General features: G+C 59.8%; 23 protein-coding genes and 1 pseudogene. 11 read left to right on the top strand and 13 right to left on the bottom strand.

What is annotated here, in order from left to right; genetic code table 11:
• Both TK42_RS25675 and TK42_RS25670 read left to right on the top strand, forming a co-directional pair.
• The coding region (locus tag TK42_RS25675; protein WP_256584799.1) for an RNase A-like domain-containing protein at positions 1–2,733 on the top strand (2,733 nt) is incomplete at its 5' end.
• A complete protein-coding gene (locus TK42_RS25670) occupies positions 2,730–3,032 on the top strand; it encodes a contact-dependent growth inhibition system immunity protein (protein WP_078820861.1) in 303 nt (100 codons plus the stop codon). The genes TK42_RS25675 and TK42_RS25670, both read left to right, overlap by 4 nt.
• A 75-nt stretch (positions 3,033–3,107) precedes the next feature.
• Here the strand turns inward: TK42_RS25670 and hemB are convergent, their stop codons facing one another.
• From hemB to TK42_RS25655, 3 genes are all read right to left on the bottom strand, one after another.
• Positions 3,108–4,082 carry a porphobilinogen synthase gene (gene hemB / locus TK42_RS25665; RefSeq protein ID WP_005786915.1) on the bottom strand — a complete coding sequence of 325 codons (975 nt, stop codon included), beginning with the start codon at positions 4,080–4,082 and terminating at the stop codon, positions 3,108–3,110.
• A gap of 116 nt (positions 4,083–4,198) precedes the next feature.
• Positions 4,199–5,041, bottom strand: coding sequence for a PhzF family phenazine biosynthesis protein (locus TK42_RS25660; RefSeq protein WP_103735443.1), 843 nt, complete (start codon positions 5,039–5,041; stop codon positions 4,199–4,201).
• A 3-nt stretch (positions 5,042–5,044) separates the two neighbouring features.
• Complete coding sequence (locus TK42_RS25655) at positions 5,045–5,743, bottom strand: glutathione S-transferase N-terminal domain-containing protein (RefSeq protein ID WP_103735442.1); 699 nt, start codon at positions 5,741–5,743, stop codon at positions 5,045–5,047.
• A gap of 252 nt (positions 5,744–5,995) precedes the next feature.
• Between TK42_RS25655 and TK42_RS25650 the strand changes: the two genes are divergently transcribed.
• Both TK42_RS25650 and TK42_RS25645 read left to right on the top strand, forming a co-directional pair.
• On the top strand, positions 5,996–6,697 hold the full coding sequence (locus tag TK42_RS25650; protein ID WP_005786910.1) for a hypothetical protein: 702 nt from the start codon (positions 5,996–5,998) through the stop codon (positions 6,695–6,697).
• Between the two features lie 58 nt (positions 6,698–6,755).
• On the top strand, positions 6,756–7,811 hold the full coding sequence (locus TK42_RS25645) for a permease (protein ID WP_032876785.1): 1,056 nt from the start codon (positions 6,756–6,758) through the stop codon (positions 7,809–7,811).
• Between the two features lie 109 nt (positions 7,812–7,920).
• On the opposite strand, the gene mnmH is transcribed toward TK42_RS25645, so the two are convergent.
• From mnmH to TK42_RS25625, 4 genes are all read right to left on the bottom strand, one after another.
• On the bottom strand, positions 7,921–9,024 hold the full coding sequence (gene mnmH / locus TK42_RS25640; protein ID WP_103735441.1) for a tRNA 2-selenouridine(34) synthase MnmH: 1,104 nt from the start codon (positions 9,022–9,024) through the stop codon (positions 7,921–7,923).
• Positions 9,024–10,058 (bottom strand): selenide, water dikinase SelD, encoded by a 1,035-nt coding sequence (gene selD, locus TK42_RS25635; protein ID WP_078820856.1) that lies wholly within the window; start codon positions 10,056–10,058, stop codon positions 9,024–9,026. Before selD ends, mnmH begins: the two co-directional genes overlap by 1 nt.
• 93 nt (positions 10,059–10,151) lie before the next feature.
• Entirely contained in the window at positions 10,152–10,901 is a 750-nt protein-coding gene (locus tag TK42_RS25630; protein ID WP_005786902.1) for a TerC family protein, read from the bottom strand.
• A gap of 31 nt (positions 10,902–10,932) precedes the next feature.
• Positions 10,933–11,184 carry a hypothetical protein gene (locus TK42_RS25625; RefSeq protein WP_005786899.1) on the bottom strand — a complete coding sequence of 84 codons (252 nt, stop codon included), beginning with the start codon at positions 11,182–11,184 and terminating at the stop codon, positions 10,933–10,935.
• Between the two features lie 134 nt (positions 11,185–11,318).
• On the opposite strand from TK42_RS25625, the gene nhaR reads away from it, so the two are divergent.
• Positions 11,319–12,221, top strand: coding sequence for a transcriptional activator NhaR (nhaR, locus tag TK42_RS25620; protein ID WP_032876794.1), 903 nt, complete (start codon positions 11,319–11,321; stop codon positions 12,219–12,221).
• A 21-nt stretch (positions 12,222–12,242) separates the two neighbouring features.
• Here nhaR and TK42_RS25615 read toward each other — a convergent pair whose 3' ends face one another.
• Positions 12,243–13,397, bottom strand: a complete 1,155-nt coding sequence (locus tag TK42_RS25615; protein ID WP_103735440.1) for an MFS transporter — start codon at positions 13,395–13,397, stop codon at positions 12,243–12,245.
• Positions 13,398–13,638: 241 nt separating this feature from the next.
• Here TK42_RS25615 and sstT point away from each other — a divergent pair, with 241 nt between their 5' ends.
• The gene (gene sstT, locus TK42_RS25610) at positions 13,639–14,859 is read left to right on the top strand and encodes a serine/threonine transporter SstT (protein ID WP_078820854.1); all 1,221 of its coding nucleotides are present in this window, start codon (positions 13,639–13,641) and stop codon (positions 14,857–14,859) included.
• A gap of 68 nt (positions 14,860–14,927) precedes the next feature.
• On the opposite strand, the gene TK42_RS25605 is transcribed toward sstT, so the two are convergent.
• The gene (locus TK42_RS25605) at positions 14,928–15,437 is read right to left on the bottom strand and encodes a DUF1993 family protein (RefSeq protein ID WP_005786889.1); all 510 of its coding nucleotides are present in this window, start codon (positions 15,435–15,437) and stop codon (positions 14,928–14,930) included.
• Between the two features lie 116 nt (positions 15,438–15,553).
• On the opposite strand from TK42_RS25605, the gene TK42_RS25600 reads away from it, so the two are divergent.
• On the top strand, positions 15,554–16,204 hold the full coding sequence (locus TK42_RS25600) for a YceH family protein (RefSeq protein WP_005786887.1): 651 nt from the start codon (positions 15,554–15,556) through the stop codon (positions 16,202–16,204).
• 141 nt (positions 16,205–16,345) lie between these two features.
• Here TK42_RS25600 and TK42_RS25595 read toward each other — a convergent pair whose 3' ends face one another.
• On the bottom strand, positions 16,346–17,164 hold the full coding sequence (locus TK42_RS25595) for a shikimate 5-dehydrogenase (RefSeq protein WP_103735439.1): 819 nt from the start codon (positions 17,162–17,164) through the stop codon (positions 16,346–16,348).
• 155 nt (positions 17,165–17,319) lie between these two features.
• Between TK42_RS25595 and TK42_RS25590 the strand changes: the two genes are divergently transcribed.
• The 3 genes from TK42_RS25590 to TK42_RS27235 all read left to right on the top strand — a co-directional run bounded on the left by TK42_RS25590 (position 17,320) and on the right by TK42_RS27235 (position 18,382).
• Entirely contained in the window at positions 17,320–17,694 is a 375-nt protein-coding gene (locus TK42_RS25590) for a hypothetical protein (protein ID WP_078820851.1), read from the top strand.
• A 219-nt stretch (positions 17,695–17,913) separates the two neighbouring features.
• Positions 17,914–18,108: a hypothetical protein gene (locus tag TK42_RS25585; RefSeq protein WP_003190284.1), complete on the top strand. Its 195-nt coding sequence runs from the start codon at positions 17,914–17,916 to the stop codon at positions 18,106–18,108.
• Positions 18,109–18,199: 91 nt separating this feature from the next.
• Positions 18,200–18,382, top strand: coding sequence for a hypothetical protein (locus tag TK42_RS27235; RefSeq protein ID WP_005786881.1), 183 nt, complete (start codon positions 18,200–18,202; stop codon positions 18,380–18,382).
• 3 nt (positions 18,383–18,385) lie between these two features.
• On the opposite strand, the gene TK42_RS25575 is transcribed toward TK42_RS27235, so the two are convergent.
• Positions 18,386–19,453, bottom strand: coding sequence for an AI-2E family transporter (locus TK42_RS25575; protein WP_005786879.1), 1,068 nt, complete (start codon positions 19,451–19,453; stop codon positions 18,386–18,388).
• Positions 19,454–19,624: 171 nt separating this feature from the next.
• Between TK42_RS25575 and yegQ the strand changes: the two genes are divergently transcribed.
• Positions 19,625–20,938 (top strand): tRNA 5-hydroxyuridine modification protein YegQ, encoded by a 1,314-nt coding sequence (gene yegQ / locus TK42_RS25570; RefSeq protein WP_103735438.1) that lies wholly within the window; start codon positions 19,625–19,627, stop codon positions 20,936–20,938.
• 4 nt (positions 20,939–20,942) lie between these two features.
• On the opposite strand, the gene TK42_RS27480 is transcribed toward yegQ, so the two are convergent.
• Both TK42_RS27480 and TK42_RS27475 read right to left on the bottom strand, forming a co-directional pair.
• Entirely contained in the window at positions 20,943–21,698 is a 756-nt protein-coding gene (locus TK42_RS27480; protein WP_371920299.1) for a methyl-accepting chemotaxis protein, read from the bottom strand.
• A 102-nt stretch (positions 21,699–21,800) separates the two neighbouring features.
• A pseudogene (locus TK42_RS27475) lies at positions 21,801–22,622 on the bottom strand (cache domain-containing protein); the annotation flags it as partial.
• Positions 22,623–22,740: the final 118 nt, after the last annotated feature.

Here is a 22,740-nt window from a genome sequence, read left to right as displayed (position 1 = left end):
TCCGGCAAGGCGGCACGTTGCGTCCGGCATTGGGCGAGTTTTTCGCAGATGGACACGCGCTATGCCTGGGACGATGACGGCCACGTCACCGTGCATAACGCCGATGGCAGCCAGGAAGTGTATGTCCACGACGACCGGGCGCGGTTGGTGCAGCGCATCGATCCGGACGGCGCGCAGCATTTTAAATCCTACGATGCCGAGGGGCGGCTGACCGTCGAGCAAGACCCAATGGGCGCGGTGACGGCCTACCAGTACGACGAAGCTGGGCGCCTGGTGGCTTTGTTTCCGGGAGATGACGAGCCGACGTCCTACGAGCATGACAACGGTTTTGTTCGGGTTGTGAGGCGTGGGGAGGCGGTCTGGAAATACGAGCGTAATAAGCAAGGCGATGTTACGCGTAGGACCGATCCTGACGGCGAGGTTACCGATTACAGCTACAACAAACACGGGCAACTGACCGGGGTTTGGTACCCGGATCATAGTTGCCATCGGCTGGTGTGGAATGAGCGGGGGCAGTTGCTGGAAGAGCAATTGCCCAATGGTGGGATCAAGCGTTATCGCTATGACGACCTGGGGCGGCAAGTTGCCCGTGAGGATGAGCATGGCGCACTGACCGGTTATGAATGGGACGCTGCCGGTCGCCTGCTGAAACTGATCCAGCCCGGCGGTTCTTGCCGGGAATTGAGCTACAACCCCTACGGCAAAATCATCGCCGAACGCGACGAACTCGGCCACGTCACCCGCTACGAATACGCCGATGGCCTGCACCTGATCAGCCGCCGTATCAACGCCGACGGCACCCAGGTCAAATACCGCTACGACAACGTTCGCTTACTGCTGACCGAAATCGAGAACGAAGTCGGCGAAACCTACCAACTCGACTACCACCCCAACGGCCTGATCCAACAGGAAACCGGCTTCGACGGCCAACGCACCGCCTACGTCTACGACCTCAACGGCAACCTGCTGGAAAAGGCCGAACACGGCGACGACGGCAGTCAGCTCATCACCCGCTACGAGCGCGACCACGCCGGTCGCCTCGTACGAAAAACCCTGCCCGATGCCAGCGTTGTCGACTATGCCTACGACCGCCAAGGCAACCTCCTCAGCGTCGAAGACGGTCACTGGGCGTTGGCCTACGAATACGACCGCCAAAACCGCCTCACTGCCGAGCACCAAGGCTGGGGCACCCTGCGCTACGGCTACGACGCCTGCGGCCAGCTGAAAAACCTGCGCCTGCCGGACAACAACCGCCTCGTCTTCAACCACAACAAAGGCGGCCACCTCGCCACCGTCGAGCTCAATGGTGAGGTGCTCACCTCGCATCTCTTCAAGAGCGGTCGCGAGCACCAACGCCAACAAGGTCAACTGCTCAGCCATTACCACTACGACGACCAGAACCGCCTGCACGCCCATGCCGTTACGCAGCAGCAAAACTACCTCTACCAACGCCAATACGACTACGACAAAAGCGGCACCCTCACCCGTCTGCTCGACACCCGAAAGGGCCAACACGACTACCGCTACGACCCGCTTAATCGCCTGACCCGCGCCGATCATTCCCAAGACGTCCAGGAACGCTTCGCCCACGACCCAGCGGGCAACCTGCTGATGCAAGACCGCCCCGGCCCGGACATCGTTGCCGGCAACCGCCTGATGATCCAGGGCGACCGCCATTACGACTACGACGCCTTCGGCAACCTTATCCGCGAACGGCGCGGCAAAGGCCAGCAACTCGTCACGGAATACCGCTACGACTGCCAGCATCGGTTAATCACCATCACAAAGCCGAACGGCGAAACCGCTAGTTATCGCTATGACCCGTTTGGCCGGCGTGTCAGCAAGACCGTGGATGACATAACCACGGAGTTTTTTTGGCAAGGCGACAAGCTGATTGCCGAGCACCATGCGGACTGTCATCGCAGTTATATCTACGAGCCCAACAGCTTCCGCCCGCTGGCACTGCTGGAAGGCTACGGACCACAAGCCACAACGCCCTACAACTACCAACTCGACCACCTCGGCACACCGCAGGAACTGACCAGCCCCGAGGGCGAAATCGTCTGGTCCGCCCACTACCGCGCCTACGGCCAGATCGCCCGGTTCGACGTAAGCAAAATCGACAATCCGCTGAGTTTTCAAGGTCAGTATTTCGACGCGGAAAGCGGCCTGCATTACAACCACCATCGCTACTACAATCCGGATATCGGTCGTTATCTGACGCCGGACCCGGTGAAGTTGGCGGGCGGGATCAACGCGTACCAGTACGTGCCCAATCCCACAGGGTGGGTGGATCCGCTGGGACTAAGCTGTAAAAAAACAAGCTGCCCTGAAGGGCCTTATAGCGTAATCGTTCCAGGAGGAGGTTTAGCCGCACATGAGGCGGCAGGAGGACATCTTATGGAAAAGCATGTCGGTAGAACGGATCAACAATTGCTTGACCGCTTGAGGCGGGAACCACATATCCCGGCAGCCTCTACTTTTCATGATCGCGCAACAGCTGAACTCGCCATTTCAAAGGTATTGGATAACAATCAAGACAAAATCAAAGACTTCCTACAAGGAAACAACCAGCAGATAGTCATCACTCAACCATCCCAAGAGCCAATAGGCACAAGTTTCAGAAAGAACACTACGACATCTGTACCCGGAAAAGAAATTTACTTAATTATTCGCAGAGACCAAAAAATGCATACTGGATATCGAATTCACACAGGCTTTCCAAACCCATGAACAAAGACTACCCCGAGCTACAGCAATTTCTTGCTGGGTACTTCAATCAAGATTGGGTTGATGATCACAAAAGCGCAAACGACGTAATTGATTTTTTTATCTCGGAATCGTCTGAAGATACGATAGTAATAGTGCTATTAGAGCTAGAAAAACTGGTATCAGCCAAAAAAACAGAGCAAGAGCTTCAAGACTTTTTACTCTCTGATATCGGCTGTTATTACTATTACCCTAATGAATGGAATGATGGGGAAACGTGGTTAAACCATGTTGCCTTAGCATTAAAGAACGCCATTAAATAATTTTCTGGCCGAGATACGGGGCTGCTAGGCAGCCCCGCGCGAGCAAGCTCGCTCGCCACAGGTTCAGAGATGCCTTTAGATCCCCGCCAACGCCAAATCCATCGCAAAGTAGGTAAAAATCAAATCCGCCCCCGCCCGCTTGATCGACCCCAATGTCTCGCGCACCACGCGATCCTCATCAATCGCCCCCGCCTGTGCGCCAAACTTGATCATCGCGTACTCACCGCTCACCTGATACGCCGCGACGGGCAAGCGTGACGCCTCGCGGATGTCGCGGATGATGTCGAGGTAAGCGCCGGCTGGCTTGACCATCAGCGCATCGGCACCTTCCTGTTCGTCCAGCAGCGATTCGCGCACGGCTTCGCGGCGGTTCATCGGGTTCATCTGGTAGCTTTTGCGGTCGCCCTTGAGGGCGCTGCCGCCCGCTTCGCGGAAGGGGCCGTAAAGGGCCGAGGCGAATTTGGTCGAGTAGGCCATGATCGGGATGTGGGTGAAACCGGCGTCGTCGAGGGCGCGGCGGATGGCCTGGACCTGGCCGTCCATGGCGGCGGACGGAGCGATCACGTCGGCGCCGGCGCGGGCAGCGGCCACAGCTTGTTTGCCGAGGTTGACCAGGGTTGCGTCGTTGTCGACATGGGCACCGTGCATCACGCCGCAATGGCCGTGGTCGGTGTATTCGCAGAAGCAGGTGTCAGACATCACAATCATTTCCGGCACTGCGTCCTTGATGATCGAGGACATGCGCGAAACCAGGCCGCGCTCTTTCCAGGTATCGCTGCCGTTGGCGTCGAGGTGGTGGGATACGCCGAAGGTCATCACCGACTTGATGCCGGCACGGGCGTAACGCTCGATCTCGCCGGCCAGTTTCTTCTCCGGGATACGCAGCACGCCCGGCATACTGGTAATCGGCACGAAATCGTCAATTTCTTCTTCAACGAAGATCGGCAACACCAGATCGTTAAGGGTGAATTCGCTTTCCTGGAACAAGCCACGCAGTTGCGGGGAGCGGCGCAGGCGACGTGGGCGGGCTTGGGGGAACTGACTGGTCATGGCTTTCCTGAAAAATGGCTGAAATCTTTGGGGCCAAAGCTTATGCCCCCAAGTCCCGGCAACACAAATGCCAAGGGGCCAATAGTGTATTGCCAGGCGCGTAACAATTTATTGATCTAGAGCTGTAGCTGCCCTTGGATACACAGCACTACGGCGCCGCCGACCCACACCTCATCGCCCTGGCGCTCGATGTGAATACGCCCTGCTCGCCCCATCGCCGTGCCCTGGCTGACCACATAACGGCTGGGCGCCAAGCCCTCGGCGAGCAGCCATTGGGCAACACCTGCGTTCAAACTGCCGGTGGCCGGGTCTTCAGGGGCGCCGTCGCCAGCGATAAAGGCGCGCACTTCAAATTGCGCGTCTACCGCGTCACGCACTGGATCACAGGGGGCGATCACCCCCACGGCCAGGCCCAGCAGTTGCGCATAGTCCGGTTGCAACGCGAGCACCGCGTCACGATCAGCCAGCATCACCGCCAGCCACCCCGCACCATTGTCGACCCACTGACTGCGCACAATCGCCTCGGGCGCCAGCTTCAATGCCAGACGCACGCGTTCCAGCAACGGCGCCTCCACGGCCCCTGCACGCAACAACGGCGGCGCGATAAACGCCAGTTCATCACCTTGGCGGCGGATGCGCACCAGACCGATTTCGCACTCCTGAACAATCTCCTCGCCTCGGGGTACGCCACCGGCCTGCAACCAGGCGTGGCAACTGCCCAACGTCGGGTGGCCGGCAAACGGCAGTTCCGTGAGGGTGGTGAAAATGCGTACGCGGTAGTCGGCCCGTGGATCCCTGGGTGTCAGCAAAAACGTGGTTTCGCTGAGATTGGTCCAGTTGGCAAAGTCGGCCATCTGTTGGTCAGTGAGGCTATCGGCGCCGAGCACCACGGCCAACGGGTTACCTTTAAGCGGTACGCGGCTGAATACATCCAGTTGTTGGAACTCGAAAGTCGGCATGCTTCAGCTCGGAATATTCAGGCCACGGATGACCGCCGGACGTGCGACAAAGCCGTCCAATGCGCGCAGTACGTTAGGGAAATCGGCAATGCCCACCAGGTCGCCGGATTCGTAGAAACCGATCAGGTTGCGAATCCAGGGGAAAGTGGCGATGTCGGCAATGCTGTACTCGTCCCCCATGATCCAGGTGCGACCCAGCAGGCGTTTTTCCAGAACGCCCAGCAAGCGCCGGGCTTCAGCGGCGTAGCGGTCACGCGGGCGCTTGTCTTCATAAGCCTTGCCGGCGAACTTGTTGAAGAACCCCACCTGGCCGAACATCGGGCCGATCCCGGCCATCTGGAACATCAGCCACTGCAGGGTTTCATAGCGGGTGGCCGGGTCTTCGGAAAGCAACTGGCTGGTCTTTTCCGCCAGGTAGATCAGGATCGCGCCGGACTCGAACAGCGCCAGCGGCTGCCCGCTCGGGCCGTTAGGATCAATGATCGCGGGGATCTTGTTGTTGGGGTTCAGGGACATGAACTCCGGGGACATCTGATCCTGAGTGTCGAAACTGACCTTGTGCGCTTCATAGGGCAGCCCCAGTTCTTCGAGCATGATCGACACCTTGACGCCGTTGGGCGTGGGCAACGAATACAACTGCAGGCGATCCGGGTGCTGGGCAGGCCATTTGCTGTTGATCGGGAAAGCGGCGAGTGCGTTCATCGAGAACCCCCTGGACGGAAAGCCCTCATGATAGTCATCTGCCCGCCACCGTGCATGGGTCATCGTTGCGCAACATTTGCCCACTAGTATCCCCTCTGGGCGAACCAAAACGCCCGATTGCACTCTTAAGAGCGCCCGAAGGGTGAATGGAGGCACCTTGCTATATCGACAGGGAATACCGCAGGACGCTTGCCGCGTCACTGGGGCCGGGCCTGTCCGCCTTAACCCGACGCACGAAGACTCGAACCTATAATGAAGATCAAGCCTCTGCGCCTTGTGCAACGATTCAAACGTTATTCATACATGATGTTGCCGCTGCTGCTGGTCAGCGCGGCCATCGTCACCGCTCTCGACGCCCGTGAAAGCCGTGCCCAACCCGTGGACGGCGTGCAAACCCTGGTATTCCTGCGCCACGGCGAAAAACCGGCCGGTGGCCTGGGCCAGCTCAATTGCCAGGGCCTGAACCGTGCCATGAACCTGGCTACTGTCCTGCCGGAGAAGTTTGGCAAGGCCAACTACGTGTTTGCCGCCAACCCGACACGCAATGTCGAGGAAGGCGAACTGGACAATTCCTACAGCTACATTCGCCCACTGATTACCATCAGCCCCAGCGCGATCAAGCTTGGCCTGCCGGTGAACATCGAATTCTCAGCGAATGACACCAGCGCCCTGGCCGAAGAACTGGTCGAGGACAAGTACCGCAACGCGACGATCTACACGGCCTGGTCCCATGGTTACCTGCCGGAGCTGATCAACAAAGTCGCCAGCGAAGCGTCCGGCGAAAAGCACACCCTCACCGATGACTGGTCTGGCAATGACTATGACTCCCTGTACGTATTGACGCTGACCTGGCACAACGGCAAGGCCTCACTGCTCAGTCGCAACTATAAGCAGGGGCTGAATAACGGCGATGAAACCTGCCCGGATCCGACCCAGGTCAGTGCAGATATCTGAAGCGTGAGCCGCAGGGGCGTATGATGCCCGGCTATCGACTCACCTGCGGATCCTCTTCATGTCCAACCTCGCGTCCTCCCAGCCCAATCGGGGCTGGTCGTTCTGGTACAAGCCTGCCCTGTTTCTGCTGGTGGCCTGCATCGGCCTCTACTATGTGAAATGGTCGCCCTACTACCTCAAGGCGTTTGTAGCGGCGGACAACCACAGCATTGGCGCCTCGATTCTCAATGACCAGCAAAGCTCGCCCCTGACAGCGGCGCTGGCCTACGCCCAAGTGTATTTCCTGGCGATCTGGAAAGCCGCAGTGCTGGCGGTGATCCTCGGTTCATTACTGCAAGTACTGATCCCTCGCGACTGGCTGCTGCGCCTGTTTGGCCGCGCCGGGCTGGGCTCGACCCTGCGCGGCGGGCTATTTGCCTTGCCGGGGATGATGTGCAGTTGCTGTGCAGCGCCAGTGGCGGCGGGCATGCGCCGTCAGCAGGTGTCGGTGGGCGCGGCGCTGGCGTTCTGGATTGCCAACCCGGTGTTGAACCCGGCCACGCTGGTGTTCATGGGGTTTGTGCTGGGCTGGGACTTTACCGCGCTGCGGCTGGTGGCCGGGATTGTGTTGGTGGTGGGGGTGTCTCTGGTAGCGCAGCGTATCGCGCGCCCTGATCAAGTGCCGGAAGCGGCGCTGGAGGCTGTCGCCGAAGTAAGCACCCTGGAGTCGCAACCCTTCCTGAGCCGTTGGTTGCGCACCTTGTGGCAACTGTTCTGGAGCACCATCCCGGTGTACATTCTGGCGGTATTGATCCTCGGTGCAGCAAGGGTGTGGCTGTTCCCCCATGTGGACGGGGCGATGGCCAACAGCCTGGTGTGGCTGGTGCCGCTGGCGATCGTCGGTACGTTATTCGTGATTCCTACAGCGGCAGAAATACCCATCGTACAAACCATGATGACCCTGGGCATGGGCACCGGCCCGGCCGTTGCCCTGCTGATGACCCTGCCGAGCGTGAGCCTGCCGTCGCTGCTGATGCTGCGCAAGGATTTCGATGCACGGGTACTGGTGACGGTGGCCGGGTTGACCATGCTGGTGGGAGTGGTGTGTGGGTTGATTGGGGCGGTGATTCTTTAGATTTTCAGTGGGGCTGATGGCCTCATCGCAGGCAAGCCAGCTCCCACCTTTGTATGTATTCACACTTCAAAAGGTGGGAGCTGGCTTGCCTGCGATGGCGTCCGAAAGATCACCCCACCCGAGCTGCTCGTTCACGCAAATATTCCACCACCGCCTCTTGCTCCCCGGCAAACTCGATCCGAGCGCCTTTGCTCTCGCGCTGGAACGCATACATCGGGTCGTAATACTCGCGCAACAAGCCTTCGATCCACACGTGGTGCAGGTCCACTGCACCGCTGCGCGCCTGTTCTGCCAGGGCGTCCTGCAAAATCGCCTGCAGCCGCTGGAAACGTTCACCGCCCAGACGCTTGTGAATATTGGCCAGGCTTTGGGTCAGGCGCTCGGCAAATAATAGCTGGCCGCTTTCACCAAACACGTCAATGAACTCGGCGCACAGGTCGACCACGTAATCCTTCAGGATACGCTCGACGCGGCCCTCAACGCTGTCTTCCAGCCACACCATTGGAAACGTCTGCATCCCCTTGTGCAATGGCAGTGGCAGCGCACAGCTGCCGATCATGCGGCTCTCGTCCTCGACCACGAACTGGCCAATGCCCGCTGCGCGTTTCTTCAACAGGTCCACCGCCAGGCGGTTCTCGAAGTCGATATTGGACGGCTGCGCGGTGGCACGCTTGCCGAAGCTGGAACCCCGATGGTTGGCATGGCCCTCCAGGTCCAGGGCGTTGCGCAGTTGACCCAATACCTCGGTCTTGCCGGTACCGGTCATACCGCCAAGCAGCACGAAATCGCATTCAGCGGTCGTCTGTTCCAGGGTCTCCAGCAGGAACGTACGCATTGCCTTGTAGCCACCGCCGACACGCGGATACTCGATGCCCGCTTCGGTTTTCAACCATTGCTGCACGATCTGCGAACGCAGCCCACCACGAAAGCAGTACAGGTAGCCATCCGGATTAGCCTGGGCAAACTGCGCCCATTGCTCGATGCGCTCGGCCTTGATCGATCCAGAGACCAGCTCATGGCCCAGGACGATTGCAGCTTGCTGGCCTTGCTGCTTGTAACAGGTGCCCACCCGCTGGCGCTCGTCGTCGGTCATCAGCGGCAGGTTGACCACGCCGGGGAACGCGCCCTTGACGAATTCGACCGGCGCGCGGGTATCCATCATCGGCCTGTCATTAAGGAAGATGTCGCGGTAATCGGTGATGTCAGTTGCCATCAAATCACCTCTACCGCGTTGGTCTGTCGCTCAAGCAGTTCGCCGATTGGCTCAAGGTTCAGGCCCAGTTCGGCGGCTACCGCGTGAAACTCGCTATCGCCTTCGGGGGTGACGGCGATCAGCAGGCCACCGCTGGTCTGTGGGTCGCACAGTACGCGCTTGTGCAACTCCTGCACGCGCCCGAGCTTGCTGGCGTAGCTGTCGAAGTTGCGCAAAGTACCGCCCGGGACGCAGCCCTGGTCCAGGTAGTACTCAACCCCTGGCAGACGTGGGACTTTTGCATACTCGATGCGGGCCGTCAGGCCACTGCCGTCAGCCATTTCCACCAAGTGGCCGAGCAGGCCGAAACCGGTAACGTCTGTCATCGCAGTGACACCGGCCAACTTGCCGAAACGGCTGCCAGGCTTGTTGAGGGTGCACATCCAGTCACGGGCCAGGCCGACGTCGGCCTCGCGCAACTTGCCCTTCTTTTCGGCGGTGGTGAGGATACCGATGCCCAAAGGCTTGGTCAGGTACAGCTTGCAGCCGGCAGTGGCAGTGTCGTTGCGCTTCATGTGGCGCTTTTGCACGATCCCGGTAACGGCCAGGCCAAAGATCGGCTCCGGGGCGTCAATGGAATGCCCACCCGCCAGCGGGATACCGGCAGCGTCGCACACCGAACGGCCCCCGCGGATGACTTCGCGGGCAATCTCCGGCGCCAGCACGTTGACCGGCCAGCCAAGAATAGCGATGGCCATCAAGGGGTCGCCGCCCATGGCATAAATGTCGCTGATGGCATTGGTGGCAGCGATGCGGCCGAAGTCGAAGGGATCGTCGACTATCGGCATGAAAAAGTCCGTGGTGGAGACCACGCCGCGCTCGTCGTCAATGGCGTATACCGCCGCATCATCGCGTGAAGCGTTGCCCACCCACAGGTTGGGGTCCAGGTTCTGTGCGCCGCTGCCGGCAAGGATCACCTCCAACACCTGGGGCGAAATCTTGCAGCCGCAACCCGCACCGTGGCTGTACTGGGTAAGGCGAATCGGCTCGTTCATGGAAGACCTCAAGCTATCAAGTGGGCCGATTCTAACAGACAGCAAAAGGCCGGCTGGGCTCTTGTGAGCGCAGCCGGCCTTTTGGGTCAGCGGTTACTCGCGGGCAGCGAGCAAACGCTTGTGGCGATTACGCCGTGCGATGTTCAGGCATTCGATAGCCGCCGAGAACGCCATGGCCGCATACACGTAGCCTTTTGGCACGTGGGCGCCGAAGCCTTCGGCGATCAGCGTCATGCCGATCATGATCAAAAAGCCCAGGGCCAGCATCACCACGGTCGGGTTGTCATTGATGAACTTGGCCAACGGTTCGGCCGCCACCAGCATCACAATCACCGAGGTCACTACGGCAATGATCATGATCGGCAAGTGCTCGGTCATGCCCACGGCCGTGATGATGCTGTCGATGGAGAACACCAGGTCGAGCAACAGGATCTGCCCGATGGCCGCCGCGAAGCCGATGGCCACGGTGTTGCCAACCGTTGCTTTCTCTTCAGGCTCCGGGTCCATGCTGTGATGGATTTCGGTGGTTGCCTTCCACACCAGGAACAGGCCACCGGCGATCAGGATCATGTCCTTCCAGGAGAACGCCTGGCCGAACACTTCAAACACCGGCGCCGTCAACTGCACGATGAAGGCGATGGTGCTCAACAGGCCCAGGCGCAATACCAGCGCCATGCTGATACCGATGCGCCGCGCCTTGGCCCGGTGCTGCTCGGGTAGTTTGTTGGTGAGGATCGAGATAAAGATCAGGTTATCGATGCCCAGCACGATTTCCATGACGATCAAGGTAGCCAGTGCGACCCAGGCGGTGGGGCTGGCGGCCAGTTGTAAAAGGTAATCCATAGGTCAGTCCTGACGTGGTAGTGCTTGGAAATTAGGTTTCTTGGGTGTTCGATTCAGCGTCTTTTTCTTCCTGATCATCTTTCTTCTGCGGATTGATCAAGCCCTGGGTCGCTTCACTCAATGCCTGTTCGGCAGCCTTCTGGGTGTCATCGATCGCTTGCTTGGCCGATTCGCTGGCTTTGCCCAACACTTGCTGCGCGCTTTTCTCGACCTGATCACAACCGCCGATCATCACCAATGAAAGCGCAAGCAGCGACGCCGCGCCCAGGGAATTGAGTTTCATGCTGTATTCCTCATTAGAACCATTGGGTCCAAATAGTGGCCCCGCGATAGCGATGCATTCTATGCAGGGGAACAGTTCAGGAAAATTCGTATTTTTCTCGCGTATACTTCGATTTTTACGAAGTGTAGACCCCGATGCTCAATTATCGACAACTGCATTACTTCTGGGTGGTGGCCAAGACTGGGAGCATCGTGCGTGCCTGCGAACAGCTGAACCTCACGCCCCAGACCATCAGCGGGCAGATCAGCCTATTGGAGCAAACCTTTGGCATTGCTCTGTTTCAGCGGGTGGGGCGCCAGCTTGAGCTGACCGAAGCCGGGCGCCAGGCGCTGCCCTACGCCGAGCAGATGTTCCAGACGGGCAACGAACTTGAGACGATGCTGCGCGCCCAGCCCGATGAGCAGCAGATCCCGTTCAGGGTCGGCGTGGCGGATGTGGTGCCAAAATCCATCGTCTACCGCCTGATCGCCCCCACCATGGAGCTGAGCGAACCGCTGCGCATCACCTGCCGCGAAGACAAACTCGAACGTTTACTCGCCGACCTGGCGATCCAGCGCCTGGACCTGGTGATTTCCGACAGCCCGATGCCGAGCCATCTGGACATCAAGGGCTACAGCCAGAAACTGGGGGAATGCGGCATCAGTTTTTTCGCCACCCAGGCGTTGGCTGACCAGCATGGCGGCGATTTCCCACAGTGTTTGCACGGTGCGCCGTTATTGATTCCGGGGGCAGAGACCGTAGTGCGCAGCCGGTTGCAGCGCTGGTTTGCCGAGCAGCAGATTCAACCGCGGATCATCGGTGAATTCGACGACAGTGCGTTGATGCAAGCGTTTGGGCAATCCGGCAGCGGAATTTTCATCGCCCCCAGCGTGATTGCCGATGAGGTGGTGCGCCAATACGGCGTGGCGCTGATCGGCCAGACCGACGCGGTGACCGAGTCGTTCTATGCGATCTCGGTGGAGCGCAAGGTCAAGCACCCCGGCATCGTGGCGATTACCGAAGGGGCAAGACGCGAGTTGTTTACCGCCCTGCCCTGAAAAAACTGCGCGCCCCTTTGATCAGGCGCTGGCCGCGCGAGGTTTGGCGCTCATCAGCCACAGTGCGAGCAGGATCGACACCAGGATGAACCCTGAGGCGGCAAAGCCCAGGCTGCCCAGGCCCAGGGTGTCAATCACATGCCCACCCACCATTGCACCCAGGCCAATGCCGAGATTGGCCCCGGCGATATTCAGCGAGGCGGCAAACGCCGGCGCGTGGGGCGCCGCCTTCATCAATCGCACATGGCTGACCAGGAACATCGCCGCCTGGGTCACGCCCCATACCGCCATCGCTGCCGCCAGGCCAATGGTGGAATGAATCGCCGGCACCACTGCCACCATGCCCGCGATCATAAACCCGCAGAACACTATGGACGCAATCAAGGGGTGACGATCCACCGCGCGCCCGCCGAGGGAATTGCCGATCAGCCCGACCGCGCCGAAGCCCATCAGGCACCACCCCACCAGCGTGCCGTCGAACCCTGCCAAGCGCTCAAGGATATCCGCCAGGTAGGTATAGGCGGTGAACATGCCGCTGAAGACCAGAATCGACAGCAGGATGTGGCCCTGCATCACCGGGCTGCGCAGGATCTTGAATTGCGAGCGCAAGGTGACTTGCTCGTTCTTTGCCTGGGTCACCGGCAGGTAGATGTACAGCAATAACGCTTTGGCCAGAGCAATCACCGCAAGCACTGCAAAGGCGGTGCGCCAACCGAACATATCGGCAATCAGCGTGCCTACCGGAATCCCGAACACGGTGGCGCAGACGATGCCGAAGCCGATTTTTTCAATGGCACGCCCGGCGAATTCAGGGCCGACAATGTCCACCGCCGTTTCGCTGGCCAAGGCCCAAAACACCGGCAAGCCCAACGCCGGAATCAAGCGAGCCAGGGACATTATCCAAATATTGGGCGCCAATGCCGCCACGGTATTGGCCACCGCAAACATGATCAGGATGCTGATAAACAGACGCTTGCGCTGGAACCGCGCGCAATAGGCGGTCAGGAAGGGGCCGAACGCCGCCACGGTAAACGCGAAGAGCGTCACCAGCAGCCCGGCCTGGGGCACACTGACATTCAGGTCCCGGGCGATCGAGGGCAACAAGCCGACGATCACGAATTCTGTGGTCAGCACGGTAAAACCGGCTGCCGACAGCAGCAAGATAGGGAACAACATGCAAACTCCAGAAACAGCGACATCAACGACAGCCCGAAGGGCTCGCTGATAGAGAGGAAAGATGAGAGGGGTGAATCTTAACAGAACATGTCGGGGCTTGACCAAATCCGACGTAAACGGGTGACGGAATGCCGCAGCGAACGAGACGCGTCCTACAGCATGCTAGACTTCGCGCCTGCTTCCTACAGTACTTTCTGCCTGCAATGCTGTGCCCTACTAAAAAAACTAGAGACAACTCTTTATGACTGCTGCCCCTTCCCTGTTGCAACGTTTAATGCGCGTCAGCCTGGTCACCCAAATTGTCATCGGCCTGATCGCCGGGATCGTGCTGGCCTTGCTGTTCCCCGAGGCCGCACGCGCCACGGGCTTTATCGGCAAGGTGTTTGTCACGGCGCTGAAGGCCGTCGCGCCGATCCTGGTGTTTGTGCTGGTCATGGCCTCGATTGCCAACCATAAGCATGGCCAGGAAACCCATATCCGCCCGATCCTGTTCCTGTACCTGCTCGGCACCTTTTCCGCCGCCGTGGTCGCAGTGGTCGCCAGCACGTTGTTCCCCTCCTCTCTGGTACTGGCCACCCATGACGCCACGGTGAGCGCTCCCGGCGGCATTGGCGAGGTACTGCAAAGCCTGTTGCTCAGTGTGGTGGATAACCCGGTCAGCGCACTGATGAATGCCAACTTCATCGGTATCCTGGCCTGGGCCATCGGCATGGGCGTTGCCATTCGCCATGCCGGTGAAACCACCCGCACGGTGCTGGACGACCTGTCCAACGGCGTGACCCTGATCGTACGCGTGGTCATCCGCTTCGCCCCGCTGGGCATCTTCGGCCTGGTGGCCTCGACCCTGGCCACCTCCGGTTTCGGCGCCTTGCTCGGCTATGCGCACCTGCTGGTGGTGTTAATCGGCTGCATGGTGTTCGTGGCGCTGGTGATCAATCCCGCCATCGTGTTCTGGAAACTGCGCCGCAACCCGTACCCATTGGTGCTGATGTGCCTGCGTGAAAGCGGTATTACTGCATTTTTCACCCGCAGCTCGGCGGCCAACATTCCGGTCAACCTGGCGTTGAGCAAGCGCCTGGGCCTGCATGAAGACACCTATTCGGTGTCGATCCCGCTCGGTGCCACCATTAATATGGCCGGTGCGGCAATCACCATCACCGTGCTAAGCCTGGCGGCCGTGCACACCCTCGGGATTGCCGTGGACCTGCCGACCGCGGTGCTGCTCAGCGTGGTCGCGGCCATTTGCGCCTGTGGGGCCTCCGGTGTAGCGGGCGGCTCGCTGCTGCTGATTCCACTGGCGTGCAGCCTGTTCGGCATTCCAAGTGAAATCGCCATGCAGGTGGTGGCCGTCGGTTTCATCATCGGCGTATTGCAGGATTCGGCGGAAACGGCGCTGAATTCGTCTACCGATGTGTTGTTTACAGCGGCGGCCTGCCTGGGCAAGGAAGAACAGGCAGCTTAAACGCCTCGCAAAAAAAGCCCGGTGCCGTTCAATCACGAACGACACCGGGCTTTTTTATGCTTGCCGGTTTAGAACGCGCCCATGTAATCGCGCTTGCCCACTTCCACACCGTTATGACGCAGCAGAGCGTAAGCGGTGGTGACGTGGAAGAAGAACTGCGGCAGGCCGTAGGTCAGCAGGTAGGACTGGCCGCTGAAGCGCTTCTCTTTCGGGGTGCCTGGGCGGGTGACGATCTCGATACCTTCCTTGCCGTCAATCTGCTCGGGCTTGATGGTGTCGACAAACGCCAGGACCTTGGCGATCAACGCTTGCAGGTCGGCGAAGGTGACTTCAGTGTCTTCGTATTTGGGCACTTCGATTTCGGCCAGGCGTGCCGACACGCCTTTGGCGAAGTCGACGGCGATCTGTACCTGGCGCACCAGTGGGAACATATCCGGGAACAGGCGCGCTTGCAGCAGGGCATTGGGCTCGATGTTCTTTGCAGTAGCGTGGGCTTCGGCTTTGTTCAGCACATCGCTCAATGCGTTGAGCATTTGCTTGAAGACTGGGATAGAAGCGGCGTACAGGGAAATAGTCATGTCAGTCTCACGATAATGGCAGGGTTGGAACCAGCGGCGATTATAGCCATGCCCGGCGCTTGTCTTTTATTTTTTGAGGATTACGCTGGTGACCTTCACTGCATAGGGAACGCGCGATGACCGCCGAACATGACACCGACACCCCTGAGCCGCGCCTGAACAGCACGGAAATCCGCATCCTTGGCTGCCTGATCGAAAAACAGGCGACCCACCCCGAAACCTACCCCCTGACGCTCAACGCCCTGGTGCTGGCCTGCAATCAGAAAACCAGCCGTGAGCCAGTGATGAACCTCAGCCAGGGCCAGGTCGGCCAAAGCCTGCGCGCGCTGGAGGGCCAAGGCTTTACCCGCCTGGTGATGGGTAGCCGTGCCGACCGCTGGGAACACCGTGTGGACAAGGCGTTGGAACTGGTGCCGGCCCAAGTGATCTTGACCGGGTTGCTGTTTCTGCGGGGGCCGCAGACGGTCAACGAGTTGCTGACCCGTAGCGGGCGTATGCATGACTTTGAAGATGCCGAGCAGGTCGTTCACCAGCTGGAACGCCTGATTGCCCGAGGGTTGGCGGTATTGGTGCCGCGCCAGGCGGGCCAGCGGGAAGATCGGTATACCCACGCGCTGGGGGATCCGGCGGATATTGAAGCGATCATGACCGCGCGAGGCAATCCAGTAGAGCGTAGCGCGGGGGCTGTTTCGGTGGAACGGATCGAAGAGCTGGAAGCGCGGATTGCCGCACTGGAAGAACGGCTGGCGCAGTTGGAGCAGACCTGACACAGATAATAATCTGTAGGAGCGAGCTTGCTCGCGAAAAACGTCAACACTAACGCGTGTTTCCTGAATAAACGCGCCGAGTATGGTTTTTTCGCGAGCAAGCTCGCTCCTACAGGCATTAGGGCTTGCCCCCTCCCACCGTTAGCTTCGAGCGAAGGCTACTGCCGCCTCGAACTGCTCCTGCGTCGGGCGCACGCCTGTATAAAGCACAAACTGCTCCAATGCCTGGATCGCGATGACCTCCAACCCGGTAATCACACGCTTGCCCTTGGCACGGCCACGCACGATCAACGGTGTTTCAGCCGGAATTGCCACCACATCAAAAACAGTTTCTGCCTGATCAATCGCGTCGGCATCGAACGCCAATGCATCCGCCTCGGCCCCGCCTGTCATACCAATGGGCGTCACATTGATCAGCATTTGTGGACGCAGGTCGCCCAGGTCCGCCTGCCACTCATACCCCAGGTTGCTGGCCAATGCCCGGCCCGCCACCTCATTGCGCGCTACGATCACACCGTTGGCATAACCGCCATCACGCAAGGCGCTGGCCACCGCCTTGGCCATGCCGCCGCTGCCACGCAGGGCGAAGGTGGAATCTTTCGGCACGGCGTGCTTCTTCAGCAGTTGCTCGACAGCAATGTAATCGGTGTTGTAAGCCTTGAGATGACCGTTGGTGTTGACGATGGTGTTCAGCGAGTCAATGGCTTGAACCGAATCGTCGAGTTCGTCCACCAGCGCGATGGCCGCCTCCTTGAACGGCATGGAAACCCCACAACCCCGCACGCCCAAGGCTCGGATGCCACCGATCGCGCCGGCTAAATCCTGGCTGCTGAAGGCTTTATAGTAGAAATTCAGCCCCAGCTGTTCATACAGATGGTTATGAAAACGCAGGCCAAAGTTCCCAGGGCGCGCCGACAGCGACATGCACAGCTGGGTGTCCTTGTTGGGATGCATCTGCATGGGTAACTCCTTGAAGTAAGCAAATCGGTACAGACCTTACACAACCTTTACCTACTGGCCGTGCTGTTTTTTTTAAATACGTTGTCTTAAAAGTATCCCCGCGACAATCCTTGGGTCATTGATTGCAGACCACAAGCGCAGGGGCTAACCGAGGAATGACCATGATGCGTAAAATCCCCAGAATCGCCTTGCTTATCGGCGCACTTGCGATGGCCGGCCAAGCCTCCGCCCACGGTGGTGGTTGGGGTGGCCCGGCAGTGTTGGGTGCACTTGTGGGCGCGGCAGTCGTCGGCTCCGTGGTTGCCAGCCAGCCTCGTGAGGTCTATGTGCAACAGCCGGTGTATGTGCAACCGCAGCCAGTGTATGCCGCCCCACCGCCGGTCTATTACGCGCCGCCACCACCGGTGTACGTGCAGCAGCAGGTTTACTATCGCCCGGCGCCGGTCTACTACGGGCCTCCCCGTGGCTATTATGGCCCGCCTCGCGGCTACTACGGCCCTCCCCACGGCTACTACCGGCACGGTTGGTAAGTTTCAATTGACTTGAGTGGAACAGGCCTCGCCCACATGCGGGGCCTTTTTTTGCCTGGAACGTCCGGTTTAATCCTGCCAATGTCGCTATGACGACAATCCCACAGTACAAGAGTCGCATATCCTCTTGATCGGCCCAGGCGTGCGCTGTCATGGTTGCGTCATAAAACAGTCTCACTATCGACCCGGTCCACCAATAACAATTAAGGACGAACGAACATGCCCACCCAGAATCCGCACCGCACCGCCGGCCTCTGCACGTCCAGCAAGGTCTACAGCGCCTTGACCGAGCTCAAGCACCTTGAAGGCCATCGCAGCGCGAAGTTCCTGGCGCTGTTGGCTGAAAACCTGGTGCGCAAGGGACTGCTGAGTGAACACGAAGTGGTGAACATGCTCGACCAGGTGGTGGATTAACGCCTGGCGTTGATGTCGACTATCGAGCCAGGTGATTTTTCCTGGATAGCGACACCCCTTAAGGTGGCCTCCATAGCGATTGGAGGTCCTTATGCCCACTGTTCAAATCATGTCTGTCATCGGTAGCGCCGTTCCCACCCCTCTGCGCAAGCTCGGCTTACTTGCCTGCTGGTACGTGGTACGTGATGGCGAGCCTATCAGCGGCCCGCTCACTTCGTTGTCTGACGCCGAAACACAACGCCGGCTGGCGGCCGACTTCAGGCTCCAGGCCTGAGACCTAAGGCAAGGGCAACTTGACCCGCGGCTTGGTTTCGGCGAACAACGCCCAGCACGACATGAACAAGGCCGCCACCAGCGGCCCGATCACGAAGCCGTTGAGGCCAAACACCGACAAGCCGCCCAGGGTCGAGATCAGGATCAGGTAGTCCGGCATCTTGGTATCTTTGCCCACCAGGACCGGACGCAGCACGTTGTCCACCAGGCCAATCACGAATACGCCAAAAAGCCCCAGCACCACGCCTTGCCAGATGGCGCCGCTCAACAGGAAATAAACGGCCACTGGCGCCCAGACAATCCCTGCGCCCACCGCCGGCAGCAAGGACAGGAACGCCATCAGTACCGCCCAGAGCAACGCACTGGGGATATCCAGGAACCAGAAGATCAAACCACCCAGCGCACCCTGGGTCACGGCCACCAGTACGTTGCCCTTGACCGTGGCCCGCACCACCCGGTTGAACTTGAGTTGCAGGCGGCGCTTTTGCGGCTCGGCCAATGGCACCGCCGTGCGCACCTTGCGCACCAGCTCGGGGCCATCGCGCAGCAGGAAGAACAGCAGGTACAGCATGATGAAAAAGCTCACCAGGAAATCAAAGGTGCCCTGGCCGAAGCTGAACGCCTGGGAAGCGAAGAACTGACTGCCCTGCATCGCCCCCTTGACCACCTTTTCGCGCAGCCCTTCCAGGTTGCCCATGCCAAAGCGATCGAGCAGTTGCTGGAAGTACGGCGGCAGGAAGTTCTTGAATTGCTCGATATAACCGGCCACGTCGAGCTTGCCGCTTTCGACGTTTTTATACAGCGTGGCCCCCTCTTGAACCAGCAACGCACTGGTAATGATCACGGGCAGAATCGCGATCACCAGGCACACCATCAAAGTGGTCAGGGAGGTCAGGTTGCGGTTCCAACTGAAGCGCTGCTGCAGGCGGCGCTGCATCGGCGCGAAGATGATGCCGAGGATCACTGCCCAGAACACCGCGCCATAGAACGGCAGCAATATCCAGATAAAGGCGATGGTCACCAGCGCCAGCAATAGCAGCAGGGTTTTGAATTGCAGGTTGGTTTGATTCATGTCCGGTCCATATGAGAAAGCCGGGCCGGTGTCAGCCCTGTTGCTTAGTCCGCGGCGAAACCTGGGAGTGCCCTTGTTTATCGAACAAGCATAGATCGGCTTGTTTAGACCTGGGTCAATAAACTGTGACCGCCCGTGCACTACCCTCGCGCCTTTTTGCGACCCACGCCCATGCTTCCGATGATTGCCCCCGAACTGCTCGCTCCCGCCGGCACCCTGAAAAACATGCGCTACGCCTTCGCCTACGGTGCCGATGCGGTTTACGCCGGCCAGCCACGCTACAGCCTGCGCGTGCGCAACAACGAATTCGACCACGTCAACCTCGCCCTCGGCATCCAGGAAGCCCATGGGCAAGGCAAGCGTTTCTATGTGGTGGTGAACATTGCGCCACACAACGCCAAGCTCAAGACCTTCCTCAAGGACCTGGCGCCGGTGATCGCCATGGGCCCGGATGCGCTGATCATGTCCGACCCTGGGCTAATCATGCTGGTGCGCCAGCATTTCGCGCAGATGCCGATTCATCTGTCGGTACAAGCCAACACGGTGAACTGGGCCAGCGTGCAATTCTGGCAGCAGCAAGGCATTGGCCGGGTGATCCTGTCGCGGGAACTGTCCCTGGAAGAAATCGGCGAGATCCGCCAGCACGTACCGACCATGGAACTGGAGGTGTTCGTACATGGCGCCCTGTGCATGGCCTATTCCGGGCGCTGCCTGCTGTCGGGCTACATGAACAAGCGCGACGCCAACCAAGGCACCTGCACCAATGCCTGTCGCTGGAAATACCAGGCCACGCCGGCAGTGGAGAACGCGACCGGCGACATCGTCCAGCACCATCAGCCGACGCTGGGGGTCGGCACACCCACCGACCAGGTATTCCTGTTACAGGAAGCCAACCGTCCCGATGAGCAAATGCCGGCCTTTGAAGACGAACATGGCACGTACATCATGAACGCCAAAGACTTGCGCGCCGTGCAGCACGTGGAGCGCCTGGCGCAGATGGGCGTGCACTCATTGAAGATCGAGGGCCGCACCAAATCCCATTTCTATTGCGCACGCACCACCCAGGTGTATCGCCAGGCGATCGACGACGCGGTGGCCGGGCGCGCATTTGATCGCGGCTTGATGACCAATCTGGAGTCCCTGGCCCAGCGTGGCTACACCGAAGGTTTCCTGCGTCGGCATGTGCACGACGAATACCAGAACTACCAGAACGGCAGCTCGGTGTCCGAGCGCCAGCAGTTTGTTGGGGAATTGACCGGCGAACGTCGCGGGGAGTTGGCCGAGGTCAAGGTAAAGAATCGCTTTGCCGTGGGCGATCATCTGGAATTGATGACGCCCGCCGGCAACTTTCACTTTGACTTGGCCACCTTGCACAACGCCAAGGGGCAAGCCATTGAGGTGGCGCCGGGAGATGGGCACACAGTGTATGTGCCCTTGCCGGTCGAGATGGACCTGCGTTTTGGCCTACTGATGCGCGATTTGTAGAACCTCAGATCCTGAATTGACCGACCAATTGCCCCAACCGCTGGCCAAGGTCCGCGAGGCTGCGCGAGGTCTGGGCGCCGAGCTGGGTTTCATCCGCTACGCTGTCCACCGCCACGGCAATCTGATGCACGCTGCGGTTGATCTCTTCGGCCACAGCGGTCTGCTCTTCGGCGGCGCTGGCGATCTGCGCGTTCATCGAGTTAATGGTACCGATCAGCTGGGCCATGGTATCGAGGGACGCCCCGGCTTCGTTGGCTTGGGCCGAGGTGCCTTCGCCCGCATCGCTGGAGCGGCGCATCGCGTCAACGGCGGCTTCGGTGCCCTTTTGCAGGCGATCGATCATGCCCTGGATTTCCTGGGTGCTGCTTTGCGTACGGCTGGCCAGGGCGCGCACTTCATCGGCGACCACGGCAAACCCGCGGCCGGCCTCCCCGGCCCGCGCAGCCTCGATGGCCGCATTGAGCGCCAGCAGGTTGGTTTGTTCGGCAATCGAGCGAATCACACCGAGCACACTGACAATCGACGACACATCCTGCTGCAGGCTGTCCAGGGACACACCGCTGCTGCGGATATCGTTCACCAGCGCGTGAATCTGCGCGATGCTACCGTCCACCACGCGTTTGGCGGCCTGGCCCTCGGCGTCGGTCTGTTGCGCGGCGACCGCAGCGCCCTGGGCACTGCGCGCAACTTCATGGGCCGCGGACGACATCTGGTTGATCGCGGTGGCCACCTGGTCGGTCTCGTGACGCTGGCGTTCCATGGCCTGCTCGGAGCGCTGGGCCTGGTCGGACACCTGGCTCACCAGCCCGGTGAGCTGGGCGGTCATTTCGGTGATCTGGCGCACCAGGCCGTGGATTTTATCGACAAATCGGTTGAACGCGCCGGCCAGGTCGCCCAGTTCATCCTGGCTGGTGATGGCCAGGCGGCGGGTCAGGTCGCCTTCACCGGCAGCGATGTCGTCGAGGTTGGCTTTCATCAGGTTCAGCGGGCGCAGGATGGTATTGGCGACTAACATGCCCACCGCCGCAATCACCAGCAACACCACCACAGCCACGCCAAGGATGCTCAGCAGCACGCCTTGCATACGCTGCTCGACCTTGTCCTGGACCACCGCCACCTGGGCCTCGATGCCGTCCAGGTTCACAGAGGTGCCGATAACCATGTCCCATTTGGGCAGGTATTCGGTGTAGCCGAGCTTGGGTACCAGTTCGGTCTGGCCGGGTTGGGTCGAGCTGTATTGCAAGTAGTGGCTGCCGTCCTTGCCGACCTTGACCAGGTCGCGATTGACGTAGACACCGTTGGGGTCACGGTTGTCCTTGAAGCTTTTGCCTACGCCGTCCGGGCTGTTGCCCTTGAACAGGCGGATGGTTTCGGAGTCGTAGCCGAAGAAATAACCGTCTTTGCCGTAGCGGGTGTTGGACAGCAACTTGACCACCTGCGCCCGCGCCGTGCTATCGCCGGGAGCGGCTGCGTCGTAGAGCGGCTTGATGGTGGTCATGGCCACCTCGACATAGCCTTGCAAAGTGGCCTTGGCGTCGTCGAGCAGGCGCTGGCGGGTTTCATCCACTTCGTTGCGGGCCTGGCCCTGCAGAATCCACACGGTGGTGAGGCTGATGACCACGGCAAACAGCAACACCGGCACAACGGCAAGGGCCAGGACTTTGGCCTTCAAACTCAGACGCATGGCTTTTCTCTCTTGTTAGTGGCGACTTGAGAGGTTAACGGCCAGGTAAGTGATTTCTGTAGGAGCGAGCTTGTGTGGCGAGGGAGCAAGCTCCCTCGCCACCGTAGAGGTGCAGTGC

Origin of the sequence: Pseudomonas sp. GZJR-8, assembly GCF_002916705.1 — a bacterium.
GTDB lineage: Bacteria > Pseudomonadota > Gammaproteobacteria > Pseudomonadales > Pseudomonadaceae > Aquipseudomonas > Aquipseudomonas synxantha_A.
The sequence above is the reverse complement of the archived record's forward strand: the minus strand, read 5'-3'. Positions and strand labels throughout refer to the sequence as shown.

Coding starts and splice junctions, on each gene's coding strand:
- TK42_RS25630 (WP_005786902.1), bottom strand. CDS start 10,901: ATGGATTACCTTTTACAACTGGCCGCCAGCCCCACCGCCTGGGTCGCA.
- TK42_RS25595 (WP_103735439.1), bottom strand. CDS start 17,164: ATGCAGATGCATCCCAACAAGGACACCCAGCTGTGCATGTCGCTGTCG.
- TK42_RS25585 (WP_003190284.1), top strand. CDS start 17,914: ATGCCCACCCAGAATCCGCACCGCACCGCCGGCCTCTGCACGTCCAGC.
- TK42_RS25625 (WP_005786899.1), bottom strand. CDS start 11,184: ATGAAACTCAATTCCCTGGGCGCGGCGTCGCTGCTTGCGCTTTCATTG.
- TK42_RS25655 (WP_103735442.1), bottom strand. CDS start 5,743: ATGAACGCACTCGCCGCTTTCCCGATCAACAGCAAATGGCCTGCCCAG.
- mnmH (WP_103735441.1), bottom strand. CDS start 9,024: ATGGCAACTGACATCACCGATTACCGCGACATCTTCCTTAATGACAGG.
- TK42_RS25660 (WP_103735443.1), bottom strand. CDS start 5,041: ATGCCGACTTTCGAGTTCCAACAACTGGATGTATTCAGCCGCGTACCG.
- sstT (WP_078820854.1), top strand. CDS start 13,639: ATGACTGCTGCCCCTTCCCTGTTGCAACGTTTAATGCGCGTCAGCCTG.
- hemB (WP_005786915.1), bottom strand. CDS start 4,082: ATGACCAGTCAGTTCCCCCAAGCCCGCCCACGTCGCCTGCGCCGCTCC.
- TK42_RS27480 (WP_371920299.1), bottom strand. CDS start 21,698: ATGGAACGCCAGCGTCACGAGACCGACCAGGTGGCCACCGCGATCAAC.
- TK42_RS25590 (WP_078820851.1), top strand. CDS start 17,320: ATGACCATGATGCGTAAAATCCCCAGAATCGCCTTGCTTATCGGCGCA.
- TK42_RS27235 (WP_005786881.1), top strand. CDS start 18,200: ATGCCCACTGTTCAAATCATGTCTGTCATCGGTAGCGCCGTTCCCACC.
- TK42_RS25615 (WP_103735440.1), bottom strand. CDS start 13,397: ATGTTGTTCCCTATCTTGCTGCTGTCGGCAGCCGGTTTTACCGTGCTG.
- TK42_RS25645 (WP_032876785.1), top strand. CDS start 6,756: ATGTCCAACCTCGCGTCCTCCCAGCCCAATCGGGGCTGGTCGTTCTGG.
- TK42_RS25600 (WP_005786887.1), top strand. CDS start 15,554: ATGACCGCCGAACATGACACCGACACCCCTGAGCCGCGCCTGAACAGC.
- TK42_RS25575 (WP_005786879.1), bottom strand. CDS start 19,453: ATGAATCAAACCAACCTGCAATTCAAAACCCTGCTGCTATTGCTGGCG.
- selD (WP_078820856.1), bottom strand. CDS start 10,058: ATGAACGAGCCGATTCGCCTTACCCAGTACAGCCACGGTGCGGGTTGC.
- nhaR (WP_032876794.1), top strand. CDS start 11,319: ATGCTCAATTATCGACAACTGCATTACTTCTGGGTGGTGGCCAAGACT.
- yegQ (WP_103735438.1), top strand. CDS start 19,625: ATGCTTCCGATGATTGCCCCCGAACTGCTCGCTCCCGCCGGCACCCTG.
- TK42_RS25650 (WP_005786910.1), top strand. CDS start 5,996: ATGAAGATCAAGCCTCTGCGCCTTGTGCAACGATTCAAACGTTATTCA.
- TK42_RS25670 (WP_078820861.1), top strand. CDS start 2,730: ATGAACAAAGACTACCCCGAGCTACAGCAATTTCTTGCTGGGTACTTC.
- TK42_RS25605 (WP_005786889.1), bottom strand. CDS start 15,437: ATGACTATTTCCCTGTACGCCGCTTCTATCCCAGTCTTCAAGCAAATG.